This is a genomic window from Arcobacter venerupis (assembly GCF_013201665.1).
GTDB classification, from domain to species: Bacteria; Campylobacterota; Campylobacteria; order Campylobacterales; family Arcobacteraceae; genus Aliarcobacter; species Aliarcobacter venerupis.
Window position 1 is genome coordinate 2,855,364 of record NZ_CP053840.1, and the last position, 15,894, is coordinate 2,871,257.

The window sequence follows — 15,894 nt, forward strand, 5'->3', positions numbered from 1 at the left end:
TGGAAAACCAAATATCCCTTTTTTTATGTCAAAATATAATTTTAAGAAAAATTTCTATTTGCTAAATATTCAACTAAAACTGTTGCATATGAACCTTTTGGAAGAATGAAATCCAAGTTGCATATTTTTTTAGCTGCATCATATTTACAATTTACATCTTTTGGAAAAACTAAGGCTTCTCTTCTATAACCTTTTTCTTGTATGTATACATCGTCATACTTTTGTTCTATTAAAGCAGCTTCACCAACGGCTTTGAATACTTTCCTACCAGGTAAAAGACCTGTTGGTGTAATTTTAAAGTTATGGAAATCATTTATTATATTTGCTGTTATAACTTTTGGAGTAAATAGTTTATCTTTTTGTAAATCTAAAAAAACATCTCCATCTAAAAGTTTAAATTCATCATTTGATAATTTCAATCTTTCAACTAACCAAGCATTAAAAAAACTACTTTGATAAGCAGAAATTAACATTTTTGATAATTTTTTATCTTTAACTATCTCTTCTCCATAAACTACATCTTTAGCTTTTGCAAGATTATCAACTACTTCTTTCCCAAATCTTTGATAACCAAAATAGTTTGGCATACCATCTTTATTAATTAATTTAATGATTTTTTGAATATGATTTATATCAGAAACTTCAACATCGTGAAGATTTATTTTAAATCTATTTCCCTCTAAATCACCAATATTTAATTTTTCGTTATGCAAAGTAGTATCAAGAATTTCAATCTTTTTATTTTTAAAAAGTTTAATTTCTTTTGAGTATTTTTTGGGAATTGTAATATATTGAGTTGTTGTAGCTCGTTTATCTTTTAGTCCAGCATAACCAATTTCATTTGAAAAAACATTCAGAAATTTTGCTAATCTATCAATTAACTCCCAAGTGTCACAGTTATCTTTTTTAATTTTTAAAACTAAAAAACTTCCTGCGCCTGAAAATTTTATAGGTTGTTCTTCAACTATAAAATCTTCATCATTTTGAACAAATTTGAAATTTAAAGTTTTATCATTTTTTGGATAAAATCTTTTTATCAATTCTTAGCTCTTTTCATTGTTTCATTTTCAAAAACAGTTCTACATTCTGTACAAAATTTTGCGAATGGTTTTGCTTTTAATCTTCCTAAAGGAATAACTACTCCACACATATCACAAATTCCATAAGTTCCTGCATCTATTTTTTTAAGAGAATCTTCAATTTGCTTTAACTCTTCAACTTGATGATTTGCAATCATTCCTTCTGTGAAAGAATCACTTACTAATTCAGCATAATCTAATTCATCATTAATTTCTTGTTCTTTTAACTGATCAATGTTTGCTCTACTATTGTTTATGTTTGATAGAATATTTTCTTTTCTTTCAATTAAAATTGCTTTTAATTCATCAATTTGCTGTTTATTTGGCATAGTTTCTCCTTAAATATTCGCGCAATTATATACTTTTAATTATATATTATTACTTAAATAAGACTTAAGTGCCTATATTATGGGATTTTACACAATGAAAACAATTATAAAGAATAAAAAAAACCGCATTTTACTATTATTTATTTAACTATTACTTAACTAAAAAAAGATAGAATATTCAACTTTTAAGAGGAGTTTATTATTACTACATTATCAAAAAAATTCACTTTTTTTATTTTATTCTTTTTATTCACTTTTATTTTTTTTATTTTTTTTCACTCTAAATTAAATAACAATATTAACTTCTCAACAAAAATTAGTGCAATTACAAAACAAGCAAACTTAAGTTATTCAAATAATATTTATGAAACAAGAATCAAAGAATATAAAGATTTCACTAATGTATTATTTCCAATGCATACTCAAATTAGTTATGAGGATTTTGTTTATGAAAAATAGTGTTTTTTTTAATTTCTTATTTCTTTTACTTCTAAAACACAAATCAAAACATATTGCTATTTTTATTATTTCAATTTTAATTGTTTTTTTGATTTCTAGTGTTTTATTTATTTCTAATAGTTTAAAAAAAGAAGTTTTTTTTACTTTAGAGAATCAAAGTGATTTTGTAATTCAAAAAATAAATAGTGGAAAAATTTTAGATATTCCAACTTCTTGGATTGATGATTTTTCTTCAATAAATGGAGTTACAAATACTCAACAAAGAGTTTATGGTTCATACTATTTTATGCCAGAGAATGTTTATTTTACAATAGTTGGTGTTGATTTATTTGAAGAAAATATTAATAAAAATCTAAAAGAGCTTTTAAGTATTTTAAATATCTCTGATTTTTTACAAAATGATTCTATGATTATTGGAAATGGAATTAAAAAGATATTCGATAAATATCACTATTTTGATTCATACGATTTTAAACTTTTTAACAATGTTACTACAGATGTAAAAATATTTAAAGATTTACCAAAAGAGTCAAATTTAGTAGCAAATGATTTGATTATTATGGATATAAATCTTGCAAAAAAGATTTTAAATATAGAAGAAGATGGAGCAACTGATATTATTTTAAATGTTCCAAATGATTTAGAGAGACAAAATATTAAAGAGCAACTTATTTTAAAACACTCAAATATTAGAATTTTACAGAAAGAGACTCTAAAAAAAGAGTATGAAAATATGTTCAACTACAAAGGTGGAATTTTTTTAGTTCTATTTATAGTTGTTATATTTACTTTTATTTTGATTTTATATCAAAGATATTCGATGATTAGTTCAAATGATAAAAAAGAGATTGGTATTTTAAAAGCTGTTGGTTGGAGTATTAAAGATATTATAAAACTAAAAATTATTGAAAACTTTATTGTGGGATTCATGGCTTTTATTATTGGAATAATAATTTCATATATTTTTGTATTTATTTCAAATGCTCCAATATTAAAAAATATTTTTATTGGTTTTTCAAATGTTCAGAATGATTTTGTTTTAAATCCAAGTGTTGATTTTACAACTCTTATAACACTGTTTTTGTTTTTTATCATTCCTTTTTTAAGTGCAGTTTTAATTCCTGTTTGGAAAATTTCTGTAATTGATGCAAATGAGAGTATGAAATGATAAAAATCACAAACCTAAATAAAATATTTAATGAAAATACAAAAAGAGAATTTCACGCATTAAAAAATATCAACTTAGAAATAAAAAACTCATCTTGTGTTATTTTAAAAGGAATAAGTGGAAGTGGAAAATCTACACTTTTATCAATAATTGGGACTTTATCAAAACCTACAAGTGGAAGTATTCAAGTTGAAGATGAAAACATAGCTAAACTTCCAGATTTGCACGCTTCAAATTTTAGAGCAAAAAAACTTGGTTTTATTTTCCAATCATATAATTTATTTGATACTTTAAGTGTAAAAGATAATGTCTCTATTGCTTTAATTCCTTTAGGATTTAATCAAACCCAAATAGATGGAATGGTTTTAAAAGCTTTGGAATTAGCAAATATCCAACATAAAAAAGATGAGTTAGTTTATAATCTTTCAGGTGGAGAAAAACAAAGATGTGCAATTGCTAGAGCAATTGTTAATAATCCAGAGATTATCCTTTGTGATGAACCTACTGCGAATTTAGACTATGATAACTCACTTATTTTTATTGAGAGTTTAAGAACTCTAAAAAATCTGAATAAAACGATAATTGTCGCAACCCACGACCCAATATTTGACAATCTTGATTTTGTAAATAAAGTAATAAATATCAAAAATGGAGAAATTTGTGAGTGAAATACTTTTATCAAATGAGATAATTATCTATTTATTTACACAAACTATTTTATTTATTCTTCTTTTTATAGCTTTTTATTTCTCTATTTTTATAATCAAAAAATGGAATTATGAAAAAACAACATCAGCCCAATATAAACTTGAAAAAACTTCATATTTAGTAATACTTATAATCTTTTTTACTCTCGTAGTAAAAATATTTTTGATGCCCTACTTTGCTTATAGTTTAGATAGTTTATCACATATAATTCCTGGAGCTATGTGTGCAGCTGGTGTGATAAAAGCCAATAATTATGGTGAAGTTTTATTAGCATTAAAACTAATCATTCTGTTTTGTATTGGAGTTTGGTTAATAATTAATAGTTTAGATTTAAAAGAGAAGACTTATCCTTATACAAAAAAGAAATTTATTTTTTATATTTTTATATTTTCTTTGATTTTAATAGAAACAACTCTTGATATATTATATTTATCAAATATCTCAACAAAAGAGCCTGTAATGTGTTGTTCTGTGATATTTGGAGTTAATTCATCAGGGAATAACATTCCTTTTAATCTATCAATTTCTATGCTTGTGGGTCTATTTTATTTAATTTATGTTTTAACTATTTTTACAAACATTCAAAAACAAAAAATGTTAAATTTTATAATAAATCTATTTTTCTTATATATTGCATATTATGCTGTTACATATTTTTTCTCAACATATATTTATCAACTTCCTACACATCAATGTCCATTTTGTATGCTTCAAAAAGAGTATGGTTTTATTGGATATTTTATTTGGTCAACGCTGTTTTTGGGAACTTTTTTTGGAATTGCAAGTTTTGTTGTACCTAAATTTACAAATAAAGATTTAGATTATTGTTTTAAATATTCGATTTTATTTAATTCGATTTTTGTATTTTTGTGTTCTTTTTATTTACTTAGATATTATTTTGTAAATGGAGTTTTTTTATAAAGATATTCCGTGTTAATTTTATCAACACGGAATATTTAAATATAAGTTTAAAATTATTTGCTTACTTCTTCTTTTTTTACTTCTTCAGTTGCTTCTGATGCTTTTTCTTCTGTTGTTCCAGTAGTTGCAGCTGGTGTTGTTTCTTCAACTTTTTTTACTTCTTCAGTAGCTTCTGTTGTTGTAGTTGGTGCAACAACTACTTCATCTTTTTTCACATCTTGTGTAGTTTCAGTAGTTTGAGCAGGTTTTTTTTCTTCATTACAACCTGTTAATAATAAAATCGCTACAGCAGTACCTAATAAAATTTTTTTCATGGATTGCGTCCTTTTTATACATAATTTTTATTTTGTCTTTGTAAAAACAATGTGGAATAATATCAGATTGATTGTGTATTAATCGTGATAAATATATATTTTATTAAATTTTGGGAATTGAAATTTTAAACATTGCTCCATTTTTTACATTTTGAATTAGGATAATACCTTTGATTTTTTTTCTATAATCTTTTTGATAAATATAAACCTAAACCTATTCCATGCTGAGCCTCTTTTGAAGAACTATATGGTTCAATTATATTTTCCAATATTTCAGAATACTTCCGCATTATCAAAGAATTCAATATTAATTAAATCTTCACGACATCTTAGATTGACAATAATTCTTTTCCTTCTATATTTTTATCCATTAACCAATCCTTTTTGTTCAATTCTATATCCATCTTTAACTACAACATTTACTTCATCTGAGCTTTTGTTTATTTTTTCTTTATCATAAGTTTTTTTTGCATATGGTAAATGTAAAACCAATCTCAAAGCATTTTTTACTGAATAAAATCCTTGATAGTTATAAATATCAATTTACTAAATCTTTTAAATTTTCTGTGATTTTTGGGTAACTAATTACTTGTGATGAACTGATAATATGAGTTTTATTTATATCTGATAATAGATTTATTTCAATATAACCTTTTGTTTTTGCATAACTATAAATGCTTTTTAAATATCCAAATAATTTAGAAGCTGTAACTGGTGCTTTTTTATTTTTTTCAATCAATACAATTGTAACATCTTGGATTTTAATATCTTTTATTTTCTTATTACCAATAAAAGGCAAAATATCATTTTCAATTCTTGTTTTCTTCCATTGATATTGAGGTAAACCACTTTTTGATTTTTCCATCTCTAACCATTGAATAAAGATATTTTTAAAACTACTTGTATCTTCAATTTGTTTTAGTTCTTTTTGTTCTTTGTAGTATTCAATAGGGTCAATTCCAAATTAGTTAAGGAGTTTGTAGTACTTTTGGTACCTAAAAAAACATATTTTTATGTTTTTTAGTTTTTATGTACCAATTTATGTACCAGTTTTATTTAGATGATGTTAGAATACCTTAGATTAATATTTGATTAAATAGGCTTAGAAGTTCGATTTTTTCGTGGTTGCTTAGATTGATTGAATTTATGAGGTAGTCGGACTCGAACCAACGCATGTCGGATTTGCAATCCGAGGCATTACCAGCTTTGCTATACCTCCAACAGAAATGTATAGTCTATTTTTAAATCATTTAAAATTGAAAAAAGTTAGATGATTTAGTTATGAATAATGGCAGAGGGCAAGGGATTCGAACCCTCGGAGGCTTTCACCTCGCCGGTTTTCAAATTCTTCTTTAAGTAAGAGTTTATGGATATAAGTCCGATATATACTAGGCTTTGCAAAAAGTTTTCCGGTCTAAAACCTGTCTTTTTCTAACTTTTTACATTCATAATAAGCGTACCTTCAACATACATCACATAAACTAATCATTTTAATATTTGAGTTAAATCATTTTTACTTATTTTATTCAAAATCAACTCAAACATATTTATTTTCTTTATTCTTGATAAATTTTATTAAACTCTATTTTTTACAAAATTAAATATCATTAGTTTTGATTTAAAACTAGCAACAAAAACCACTAAACTTATTATTAAAGAAAATAATTGAATTATCAACCCTAATGTAAAATTTATAATGAATTCTCCTATTGTTAAAGCATTTTTACCTAGTATTTTAAATACTCCTTTCGTTTTTGAACCAAATTTTGCAGAAATTTTATTAAGTCTTTTCAAATCGTCTGTATTATCAACATATTTTAATAGCTTTATAGTGTCAATTTTTGAGGAAACATTTTTACTAAGTATTGAAATATTCTCAAAAAGCTCTTTCGTATGTTTTAAATCAATTGTTTTCCCAAATGAAGCAAAATTTGTTTTTAAATTTTTTGTATCTTTAAAATCTATAGATTTTAATTTCGAGTAATCCATTGATTTTGAAAGTAAAGATGAAAAATTTTTAGTGAATTTTTTAGTTAAATTATTTGTTTTTTTTGCAAATTTCATTATAGAAGTACTTATTTTTAGTGAGCTAGAGCCTCCTAATGTAACTAATTGAGATGCACTCATACCAACACCAATTGCAGCAAGTCCCATAACAAGAGAGTCATATTCTTCACCTGAAACTAATTTTTGACCTTCTAATGATAAATCCCTAATATCACCAACTATTAACATATCAGAAATAGTACTACCTGCTAATCCTGCCATACTATCTGATTCGCCAGTAACAAAAGACTCTCCAAAATCGTGTGTATTACTTTTTACTTTAGAGAAAAAAGTATTTTTTTCTTCCAGTTTTTTACTTAATTCTTCTGATAAATCAATATTTAAATATTCTGCCATATCCCTATAAATAATACTATCTTCAATTTTATTTTCATTTAGTGATTCAATAATCTTTTTTTCCAAGTATTCTTTTGTTGCAACTTGTTTTAACTCTTTCTCAACTTCAATACTTGGGTCTTTTATCTCATAAGTAAAAAAGATAAACACTGCTATTATTAATATAGATATAAAAGATAGATATCGCCACTTCTTTTGATTATTTTCTTCCAAATATGTTCCTTTTTTAGTAAAGAATGTTTGTATTGTTTTTATTATATCCATCCAAATAACTCATAAATGACTCATTTTCTTATTTTTCAAAAGAATTCCAAAATTTACTAAAATAATTATTCAATATTCCCTCAATATTTGCTTTCTTATATTTTCAAATACTCTTTCAAACCATTTTCCAGTTTTTCTTTGAGATAATCAGGAGAGATAATCTCTACATTTGGTATCCAGTATCTAACTATTTTTAGTATTTCTTCATCAAATGAAACTTTACAAGAAACAAGTAATCCTTTATCATCTAGTTCTTTTAAAACAATTTGATTAGGGATGATTTTTCTTCTTAAGAAATAGTTAGATACTTCTTTTTTTATTTTTAATACTACTTCTATTTCACTATTACTAAACCAAACATTATCATCATTATTGATTTTATCAATTATGCTTTGTTCAATTTTAAAGGTTTGTGATACTTTTTCTAATTTAGTGATTTTTTTGAAGCTAAAAGTTTTTATTTCATCTTCTTGAGTTGCTATAAGATACCAAATACCTTTAGTATTTAGTAGCTTATATGGTTTTACTATTCTTGCTTTATCATTGTAAGTGAATGTAATAGAATTATTAGAAAGAATAGATTCTTCAACTAATTTAAACTCATTTGTTTTATCACTTACATCTTCATAGTTATGCCCTTTTATGATATAGGCTTTAGAGATTGTATCATCAAGGATATTTTTTAAAAAATCTTCTTGTAAAGATGGATATAGTTCTTTTATACCACTCAAAACTGCAAAGTTTTTTATATCATCAAAGTTTAATTTTCCTAGATAATACTCTTCGAGATAATAAAGATTATTCTCTTTTTTAATTGGTAAATATGAAAGTCTTTCAGATAAATCCCTTTGAATAGTTCTTTTTGTGACATTAAACTCTTCAACTAGATTATCTATACTAAACTTTTCACCTGAGTTGAATTTATTTAAGATTAAAGCTAATCTAGTTGCAATTTTATCGTGACTTTTCATATCTATCCTTCTATTTTTTTACATTGGTTGATTGTGTATTTACAGATGTTTTTCGTTTTTCTTCTTCAATTAAACCTCTAATACTACCAATTTCATCTATACATTCACCACTATCAAAAGTGGCATCTACACAACTTGTTTTATTTACATCTATTTTTGATGCAACAGTTTTCACAAATTCTATCATTTCATCTGCTCTTTTACTTGTATTATTTTTATAAGCATCTAATGTTATTTTGCCCCAATCTTGTTCTTGAAACCAACTATAAAAAGGTATACAATTATGTAGTCTAACTGAACCAATTGCAAAATCATTGATTTTACAAATCATTTGTACTTCAATTCCCTTTGATAAATTTGATGCCCAATCAATATACTCTTTTTTCATTCTAGCACTTGGAGTCATATATGGATTACTTCCACCTGATAGTGATAAAGAAGGTTCATTTGATGAACTTTTACTAATATTTATAACTTTCCCACTAACTAACAATAACTTATTCTTAAACAAATTATCAGCATTAATTTCATTTTTTTCATATTCTAATTGAATTGCATTTGCAGAAACAACACTAGGTATTACAATATTCTCATCATTTGAAAATATTGGTTCTCCACCATTTATTAGGGCTTCCGTTTGATTTTGTATCAAAGTATGAAATATATTTGCTTCTATTTCAGTTAGATATAGTTCTTTTTTTACAGTTGATGAACTTGATTTTTCAGTTGAATTTGTTCCAAGTTTCGAATCATCAATATTATTCCCTACAACAGATAATATAATAATAGCTATCAAGAAAATCATAATATAAAACCAAATACCTCTTTTTCTTTTATATCCACAATGTGGACACACTTTCACATTTGATGAAATCTCTTTCCCACACTCTTCACATTTTACCAATGCCATGTTATTTTCCTTTTTTTTGTTTTTTTTCTTACATATTGAAATCATAACTTTATGCTTTGCAAGGTTGTGTCGCAATCAAATAACATACTCCTGCAATTTCTCCTTTATTTCTTCATCCAATATATCTTCCAACATCACAAACGCAACATTCACATCATTATCTATAAACACCAATATTTCAATAACTCCATCTTCTATTTCAACCATATTTATATCATCATAAAGTCCTGTATCTATAGAACTTAATTGACAAGTTGACAAAGTTATTGGAGTTGATTTTATTTCATTTTGATTTTCTATTATTACAAAGTAACCATCATTTAGATAATCAAACTCTTTAGTTAATCTATCAAATGATTTATACAGATGATTTTTTAGTTTTTCATTTTGGATTTTATTTATATCTGTTTTATTAAGTATTTCTATCATTGGTGTTCCTTTTTTATTACACTTAATTTTGTAGGTTTAAAAGAGGTATCTCTTTCAACAGCTAAACCAAGTTGACCTTTTACAGATTCTAGTTCTTCAAGTGAGAAATATCCCAACTCACGTTCAAGTCCACATACATAACCAAAGAATATTTCATTTGTTTTATCAAATTCAAGTACATACCAACTCCAAGAGCTATCAGGAGTGAAGAATTTACATTGGATTAGAGGGTCTTTGATATTTTCAGTTGAGTATAGAGGTGGAAGTGTTTTTATTAGTTCATCAGTTAGCAGTTTCATTTTTTACTTCTTTATTAGCTTTTTTAAGAACAAAGAGCTGACCACTTTTATCTTGTGAATTGTTATAAGAGATTTTTCTCACATATTGTTTTAAATCTGTATTTTGAGAGATAAGTCTGCCTAATCTTCTTTTATCCCCTACTTCAAGTTTTACATTTAGTATCATGGTATAACTTGATTTATCTATAGTGATATTGATTAATTTATCTTGTAGATAAGTTTTTACAATATCTTCTAAAGCATCTTTATAATCAAGTAGATTTATCTCTTTTATTTGAGTTGGGTTTGATAATACATAAGTGTATGAGAATTGAGTAATTTCATTATCATCTACTTTTGTTTTTACAGGTGTTGGGATTGGAGTTTTGTTTAGAGAAGATGATTTTTTGATAAGCTTTACTATTAGTTTTACCCAATCATCTGGGTAATCACCATCTTGATGGGCAGATAGTTCTATATTGTAATTAGCTTTGAACTTATTTACAACATTTACTTCTTTTGAGGCATTGAACCAATCTTTGGCTTCTTGTTCATTGCTATTCTTAAACTCAAATTCTAATTGCGCTCCATCATCATTACTAACAAATTTGATACTATCAGGAATACCGCCTTTTGGGTATTCGCCTTTTCTATTTTGGAAATCAGCTGTTTCTAGCTTTTTTAGTTCTTTAATTAGATTCATGGATATTTTTTCCTTTACTATTTTTTACATTATTTTCAACAACAATTGCAATTACTGCAACAACTAAACACTTAACCAATACGCATATATTTTTATTCATACAATTTCCTTATTTTGATTTTGATTTTTAATATCACATTTTTAATATATTGTTATAGATATAGATTTTTCACCTCGCCGGTTATCTTAGTTGTAAAGGAAGGTCTTAGTATGGATGGAAGGTTGATTTATAGGTTTATTTGTGGAAAAATACCCTGTATAAAATAGGTCAAGTTTAGAGTCATTTTTGTAGTGGTTCATTAAGAGCATTGGGGGAAGAGAATTATTTAAAAGAGTTTTTATTAATAATTTGAAAAAAGGTATACTAGTCTTATATTAAAAATGGGAAATACAATAATGAGATTACTTGGCAATTTTTTATGGTTTATTTTAGGTGGAGTAATAATGGGAATACTTTGGTGGATAATGGGATTGATTTGTTTCATATCAATTATTGGTATACCTTGGGGAAAAGCTTGTTTCGTAATAGGAGAGTTTACATTTTTTCCATTTGGAAAAGAAGCTATTAGCAGGAAAGAGTTATATCAAACTGAAGATCTTGGTACGAGTGGATTTGGAGTAATTGGAAATATCATTTGGTTTTTACTCTTTGGATTATGGCTAGCAATTGCTCACATACTTAATGCTGTAGCTTGTTTCATTACAATCATTGGGATACCTTTTGCTATACAACATTTAAAACTTGCAGGTATTGCACTTTTTCCAATAGGTCAAACAATAGTTGATAAGGAAGTAGCATTTGAAGTTCGTATGCAAAATGCTAGAGAGAAAGTTAATCAATTGCGAAACTAATACTAGTTTACAAAAAAAAAGAGTAGATGAATAAATCATCTACTCTTTAGAGTTATCAAGCTGTTAAATTTTCTAATTGGTCTCGAATATCATCTTGATTCGCATTCCCAAATTGTAGATAAAATCGTTCTGTGGTGCTTAAAACACTATGACCTAAGCATTTTGATACAGTTGATATGGGTATCTTATTCTCAACAGCAACACTTGTAAAAGAGTGTCTAGTATTGTATAAAACTCGATATTCAAGGCTTAACCTTTTTAAAAGAGGCTTATAATATTTATCAACTATAGTTCTTGAATCACTATAGGGAGAATCTGTATATGGTTTTGGAAACAGATATATTCTTTGAGAAGTTCCTATCCATTTGATTAAAGTTTCTTTTAGAGTTTTTATCATTGGAACAACTCTTGTTTTTCCCGTTTTTGTACCAGATTCTACACCTTTTCTGATTGAGCGTTGAATGGTTATTGTATTTCAAGTTTTAAAGCCATAATTTCACCAGTTCTAGCACCTGTTAATAATGCTATATGCATAAAAGTATTTATAAATGGAAAATCTATTTTATCTTTAGCTGTTCCATTTTCACAAGTATCATTTAGTATGATATTTCTTTCATCTTTAGAAAAATATTCTGTACTTTTATCTTTAGGTTTTGAAAAAAGTTTTGAACTTCTTTTTACAAAACTTATAGGATTTGATTCGATATATTCATTTTCACAAGCGTAATCTAACACTCTTTTAACCACATAGTACTTTTTATTAAATCTACTTTGAGATAATTCTTGCTCTGCTATTTCATTTACCCATGCTTTAATATCTTTAACTTTAATATCTTTTAATGGCATCTTTGAAAAAAATGGCAACACATCTAGTTTAAGAATATTTTGATAATCTTTTGTACTATCAAGTTTTCCTCTATCTGCTTCTGCTTCTTTTAATGCTAGATGTGCAACATCTTCAAACAATACTATTTCTTTATTCTCTAAAGTTTGAAATAGTGATTCATAATGTTCTTGTGCTAAATCAAATTTATTCTTTTCAATAGACTTTAATGCACTTGGTGTTGATTGTATTCCTGTGCTAAATCTAAATCTATTACCAACTTTTCCTTTTGGTAGCTTTACATTTGGTTTAGTTCTGTAATCTAATTTAATAGAACCATCTTCTTCAAAAATCCTAACAGATTTAATAACTGGGTTTTGGTTTAATATTTTCATAATTAATTCCTTGGTTTTATAATTTATTCATATTTTTAATATATTATTGAAAATGCATAAATCCCAAAGGATTTACGCATCAATTTCCATGAGTTCAGCATTCATTATTAATTTTAATTCATTATAAGCTGAATTATTTTTTGCTAATACATCTGCTTCATCTTTTGTGAAAAGAATTTCATCTTTATCACACTCTAATTCTCTACACATCCACTTTAAATGAGCTTCGTTGTCACTAAAATCTCTAAGTGTTTCTTGTTTTTTTGAAGCACTAAGCCAAATATTTTTATCAATTTTTTTCATTTTATTTTTTCCTATTATTCATTTTTTATCAATTTTTATATTTTTACTGCAAAAAATCACCCGTCCCGCCCATAAATTTTTATGGGTGGGCATGGGCAAAAAAATTATCATTTTTTATTCATAATCATCAGTATTAGGTTCAAAACCAGTTTCATTTTTCAGTTTATTTTTTACAATTCTAAAATGTTTAGAAGAGTTTTTATAAGATATAAAGCCCATATGCTCTAATTCATGACTCAAATATGATGAGGAATATGGATTATGCCCATGAGTGTTACACCAATTTTTAAAAGCACCAAATAATTCTATTAGTGAAGTACCTGTTTTAAAACTTTCATCAACTGCTTCATATTGTTCTTCTTCTACAAAACTTGCAACATGATTAGATGATTCTTTATAAGTGTTCATTGCTTCTTTCATAGCAACAGCTTCTGTGAATTTTCCTTGTTTATTTAATCTTTGCATACCTTTTATTGCAAAATTTAATATTGCTGGAAGTTCATTTGCTATAACTTTTGATTCAAGTTCATAATCTTTATCTTCATCTTTAATGATATTTTTAAAGGGAACTAGAAGTAATCTTCTATAAAATCCAAATGAATTATCCCCATTATGAAATGGCAATTTATTAGTTGCTACAAAGAGTTTTGGTAGATTCTCTATTGTATAAATATCTTTAAATAGATATTTACCAAGAACAGGTTCGCCACTTACTATTTTTTTAAAGGCTGATGTTTCAAGTCCATTCCTCTTAGCATCACTGCTAATATTTAATAATTTCCCATCCATTAATGCACATTTGAGCATATCACCCATATCAGTTATTTCAACAACTGATATATTTTCAACACCAAACAAAGCTTTAGTTATATTTATTAATGTACTTTTTCCATTTGAACCATCGCCATATGCAAAAAATGCTTTTTCATATTTTTTAGAATTGTTATCTAAAACATATCCTAAAAATTCCCCTAAAACATCTTTTAAATCTTCATCTACAAGAGATGTTTTTAAGAATTTATCAAATACTGGTGATGTTGCATTTTCATCATAATCATAAGGTAATTGATAAGTAAAATTGTATTTTTCATCATGTGGCAAAACTTCAATTTTTCCATCTTTATGAATTGCTAATACATTTGATTTCATATTTATGTATGTTACATTTGAATTCTTAGGAATATATAATTCATGGAACTCTGTAAATAATTCATTCAATACTGCACTAATTAAATTACTTGGTACAGCTCTAACTGCATTAAATTTCATTATTAGTCTTTTGATATAATTTTCTGCTTTCGCCATTGAATTTATTGGAATATATCTTCCATTATAATAAATCCAAATTCTACCAGCAGAGGCAATAATTTTATGGGGAGTTTGTTTTAATATCTCAATACAATACTCCAATGGTGTTCTTTGTATAACTTCACCCTTTTTGTCTTTTTTTGCTTCTAATTTATTTACCTTATCAATAATTTCTACGAAAACATGATTTAATAATTCTCTTTCATTCATAAAATAATTTCCTTTAATAATATCCCATCAGTACCACAAGAAACGCACTTTGCATAAACATTATTGGTATTTAGATAGATAAAACATGAAGGGTTTTTATCTTCATGCTGTGGATTTAAAAAGCAATGACAAGGAATTGCACTATTACTAACTTTAATGTTGTTAATAATATAATCCAGTATATCTGTTGCTTTAATGCCATTTTGGTAATAAGTAACTTGACTGTTCAAATCTAAATCAACTCTTTTCTTACTATTAGTTGATTTAAAGCTATTCAAAATAGAAGAAGTTAGGTTTGGCGACGGAACTTCTTCATTTTTTTCTATTAATGTATCAAATTTACTTACTTCAAAAAACTTGCCACTATTACTATAATAGACTTCCTGATTAGGATTAGGACTATAATATCTAGCAGGGTCACTACAAGCTATGTCAGCATCATAAAACCTTGTAAGATATCTCATTAATTTAGAATAATATTCCATATCAATAATCGATTGATTTAGAGGTAAAATTACTCTATATCTATCAGCAACTAATCCTTTTTTTTCAATTTGATGAGATTTTGTGGTAACTATCAAAGATTTGAACTCTTTGAAAGTTTCTATCCCTTCTTCAAGTGTTTGTCCATCATCAATATCTAGGATAATAGTAGATACACCTTTTGCGGAAATATTGTTTCTCTTACCATTTTTAAATTTTGTTGCACTATATTCATATAGTGCAGTAACTTTAGAAATATCTTCCCAATTACCAGTAGTCCATTTTAAATTATTGGCATGAGGTAAAGAATCGATATTTACTGAAATTCGGATCAAAAATTTATGCATTGAATTCCTTTTATTTTCTTTTTCTAGCTTATAAATCATATTTCTTTTAGCTAGAAGCTTTAACATTGAATTTTTAAAGATCGTAACAATTATTACTAATTGATAATGAAATTATAAATGATATTTTTCTATTTTATTCGATACAAAGTCCATAAATTAGGAACTTGTACATATATATAGGAAGTAGTACCATTAAAGCTTGTTACTAGTTCTAAGGTAAGTATTGGTACTATTTGC

The 15,894-nt window shown here is 26.0% G+C and carries 20 protein-coding genes and 1 tRNA gene; 4 read left to right on the forward strand and 17 right to left on the reverse strand.

Features of this window, described 5'->3' with window-relative positions; all coding sequences use genetic code 11:
- Nucleotides 1–41: 41 nt before the first annotated feature.
- Nucleotides 42–1,040 carry a tRNA pseudouridine(13) synthase TruD gene (locus AVENP_RS14175; protein ID WP_128360029.1) on the reverse strand — a complete coding sequence of 333 codons (999 nt, stop codon included), beginning with the start codon at nucleotides 1,038–1,040 and terminating at the stop codon, nucleotides 42–44.
- Nucleotides 1,037–1,408 carry an RNA polymerase-binding protein DksA gene (gene dksA / locus AVENP_RS14180; protein WP_128360030.1) on the reverse strand — a complete coding sequence of 124 codons (372 nt, stop codon included), beginning with the start codon at nucleotides 1,406–1,408 and terminating at the stop codon, nucleotides 1,037–1,039. Before dksA ends, AVENP_RS14175 begins: the two co-directional genes overlap by 4 nt.
- A gap of 448 nt (nucleotides 1,409–1,856) precedes the next feature.
- On the opposite strand from dksA, the gene AVENP_RS14185 reads away from it, so the two are divergent.
- Genes AVENP_RS14185 through AVENP_RS14195 form a run of 3 tightly spaced genes read left to right on the forward strand, consistent with a single transcriptional unit; the run spans nucleotide 1,857 to nucleotide 4,664 of the window.
- Nucleotides 1,857–3,035 carry an ABC transporter permease gene (locus AVENP_RS14185; RefSeq protein WP_128360031.1) on the forward strand — a complete coding sequence of 393 codons (1,179 nt, stop codon included), beginning with the start codon at nucleotides 1,857–1,859 and terminating at the stop codon, nucleotides 3,033–3,035.
- Entirely contained in the window at nucleotides 3,032–3,703 is a 672-nt protein-coding gene (locus AVENP_RS14190) for an ABC transporter ATP-binding protein (RefSeq protein ID WP_128360032.1), read from the forward strand. The genes AVENP_RS14185 and AVENP_RS14190 overlap by 4 nt, the downstream gene beginning before the upstream one ends.
- Nucleotides 3,696–4,664: a hypothetical protein gene (locus AVENP_RS14195; protein ID WP_128360033.1), complete on the forward strand. Its 969-nt coding sequence runs from the start codon at nucleotides 3,696–3,698 to the stop codon at nucleotides 4,662–4,664. Before AVENP_RS14190 ends, AVENP_RS14195 begins: the two co-directional genes overlap by 8 nt.
- A 53-nt stretch (nucleotides 4,665–4,717) precedes the next feature.
- On the opposite strand, the gene AVENP_RS14200 is transcribed toward AVENP_RS14195, so the two are convergent.
- The 10 genes from AVENP_RS14200 to AVENP_RS14240 form a co-directional block, all read right to left on the reverse strand.
- Nucleotides 4,718–4,978: a lipoprotein gene (locus AVENP_RS14200; RefSeq protein WP_128360034.1), complete on the reverse strand. Its 261-nt coding sequence runs from the start codon at nucleotides 4,976–4,978 to the stop codon at nucleotides 4,718–4,720.
- 363 nt (nucleotides 4,979–5,341) lie between these two features.
- Nucleotides 5,342–5,470 carry a hypothetical protein gene (locus AVENP_RS16040; protein WP_268907629.1) on the reverse strand — a complete coding sequence of 43 codons (129 nt, stop codon included), beginning with the start codon at nucleotides 5,468–5,470 and terminating at the stop codon, nucleotides 5,342–5,344.
- Between the two features lie 46 nt (nucleotides 5,471–5,516).
- Nucleotides 5,517–5,936, reverse strand: a complete 420-nt coding sequence (locus AVENP_RS14205) for a phage integrase central domain-containing protein (protein ID WP_306461059.1) — start codon at nucleotides 5,934–5,936, stop codon at nucleotides 5,517–5,519.
- Nucleotides 5,937–6,123: 187 nt separating this feature from the next.
- Nucleotides 6,124–6,197, reverse strand: a tRNA-Cys gene (locus AVENP_RS14210).
- Between the two features lie 356 nt (nucleotides 6,198–6,553).
- Nucleotides 6,554–7,645: a hypothetical protein gene (locus tag AVENP_RS14215; RefSeq protein WP_128360037.1), complete on the reverse strand. Its 1,092-nt coding sequence runs from the start codon at nucleotides 7,643–7,645 to the stop codon at nucleotides 6,554–6,556.
- Nucleotides 7,646–7,740: 95 nt separating this feature from the next.
- Complete coding sequence (locus AVENP_RS14220) at nucleotides 7,741–8,616, reverse strand: helix-turn-helix transcriptional regulator (RefSeq protein WP_128360038.1); 876 nt, start codon at nucleotides 8,614–8,616, stop codon at nucleotides 7,741–7,743.
- Between the two features lie 10 nt (nucleotides 8,617–8,626).
- Nucleotides 8,627–9,526: an OB-fold protein gene (locus AVENP_RS14225; protein WP_172664359.1), complete on the reverse strand. Its 900-nt coding sequence runs from the start codon at nucleotides 9,524–9,526 to the stop codon at nucleotides 8,627–8,629.
- Between the two features lie 75 nt (nucleotides 9,527–9,601).
- Nucleotides 9,602–9,955, reverse strand: a complete 354-nt coding sequence (locus AVENP_RS14230; RefSeq protein WP_128360040.1) for a hypothetical protein — start codon at nucleotides 9,953–9,955, stop codon at nucleotides 9,602–9,604.
- On the reverse strand, nucleotides 9,952–10,254 hold the full coding sequence (locus AVENP_RS14235) for a DUF2958 domain-containing protein (protein ID WP_128360041.1): 303 nt from the start codon (nucleotides 10,252–10,254) through the stop codon (nucleotides 9,952–9,954). The genes AVENP_RS14230 and AVENP_RS14235 overlap by 4 nt, the downstream gene beginning before the upstream one ends.
- Complete coding sequence (locus tag AVENP_RS14240) at nucleotides 10,238–10,936, reverse strand: hypothetical protein (protein ID WP_128360042.1); 699 nt, start codon at nucleotides 10,934–10,936, stop codon at nucleotides 10,238–10,240. Before AVENP_RS14240 ends, AVENP_RS14235 begins: the two co-directional genes overlap by 17 nt.
- A gap of 396 nt (nucleotides 10,937–11,332) precedes the next feature.
- Here AVENP_RS14240 and AVENP_RS14245 point away from each other — a divergent pair, with 396 nt between their 5' ends.
- On the forward strand, nucleotides 11,333–11,788 hold the full coding sequence (locus AVENP_RS14245) for a YccF domain-containing protein (RefSeq protein WP_128360043.1): 456 nt from the start codon (nucleotides 11,333–11,335) through the stop codon (nucleotides 11,786–11,788).
- A gap of 55 nt (nucleotides 11,789–11,843) precedes the next feature.
- Here the strand turns inward: AVENP_RS14245 and AVENP_RS14250 are convergent, their stop codons facing one another.
- The 5 genes from AVENP_RS14250 to AVENP_RS14270 form a co-directional block, all read right to left on the reverse strand.
- Complete coding sequence (locus tag AVENP_RS14250) at nucleotides 11,844–12,257, reverse strand: tyrosine-type recombinase/integrase (protein ID WP_306461060.1); 414 nt, start codon at nucleotides 12,255–12,257, stop codon at nucleotides 11,844–11,846.
- On the reverse strand, nucleotides 12,254–13,006 hold the full coding sequence (locus AVENP_RS14255) for a tyrosine-type recombinase/integrase (RefSeq protein WP_128360045.1): 753 nt from the start codon (nucleotides 13,004–13,006) through the stop codon (nucleotides 12,254–12,256). Before AVENP_RS14255 ends, AVENP_RS14250 begins: the two co-directional genes overlap by 4 nt.
- A gap of 72 nt (nucleotides 13,007–13,078) precedes the next feature.
- Nucleotides 13,079–13,309, reverse strand: coding sequence for a hypothetical protein (locus tag AVENP_RS14260; RefSeq protein ID WP_128360046.1), 231 nt, complete (start codon nucleotides 13,307–13,309; stop codon nucleotides 13,079–13,081).
- A 114-nt stretch (nucleotides 13,310–13,423) separates the two neighbouring features.
- Complete coding sequence (locus AVENP_RS14265) at nucleotides 13,424–14,827, reverse strand: DNA primase family protein (RefSeq protein ID WP_128360047.1); 1,404 nt, start codon at nucleotides 14,825–14,827, stop codon at nucleotides 13,424–13,426.
- Nucleotides 14,824–15,657 carry a hypothetical protein gene (locus tag AVENP_RS14270; RefSeq protein ID WP_172664327.1) on the reverse strand — a complete coding sequence of 278 codons (834 nt, stop codon included), beginning with the start codon at nucleotides 15,655–15,657 and terminating at the stop codon, nucleotides 14,824–14,826. The genes AVENP_RS14265 and AVENP_RS14270 overlap by 4 nt, the downstream gene beginning before the upstream one ends.
- Between the last annotated feature and the right edge of the window lie 237 nt (nucleotides 15,658–15,894).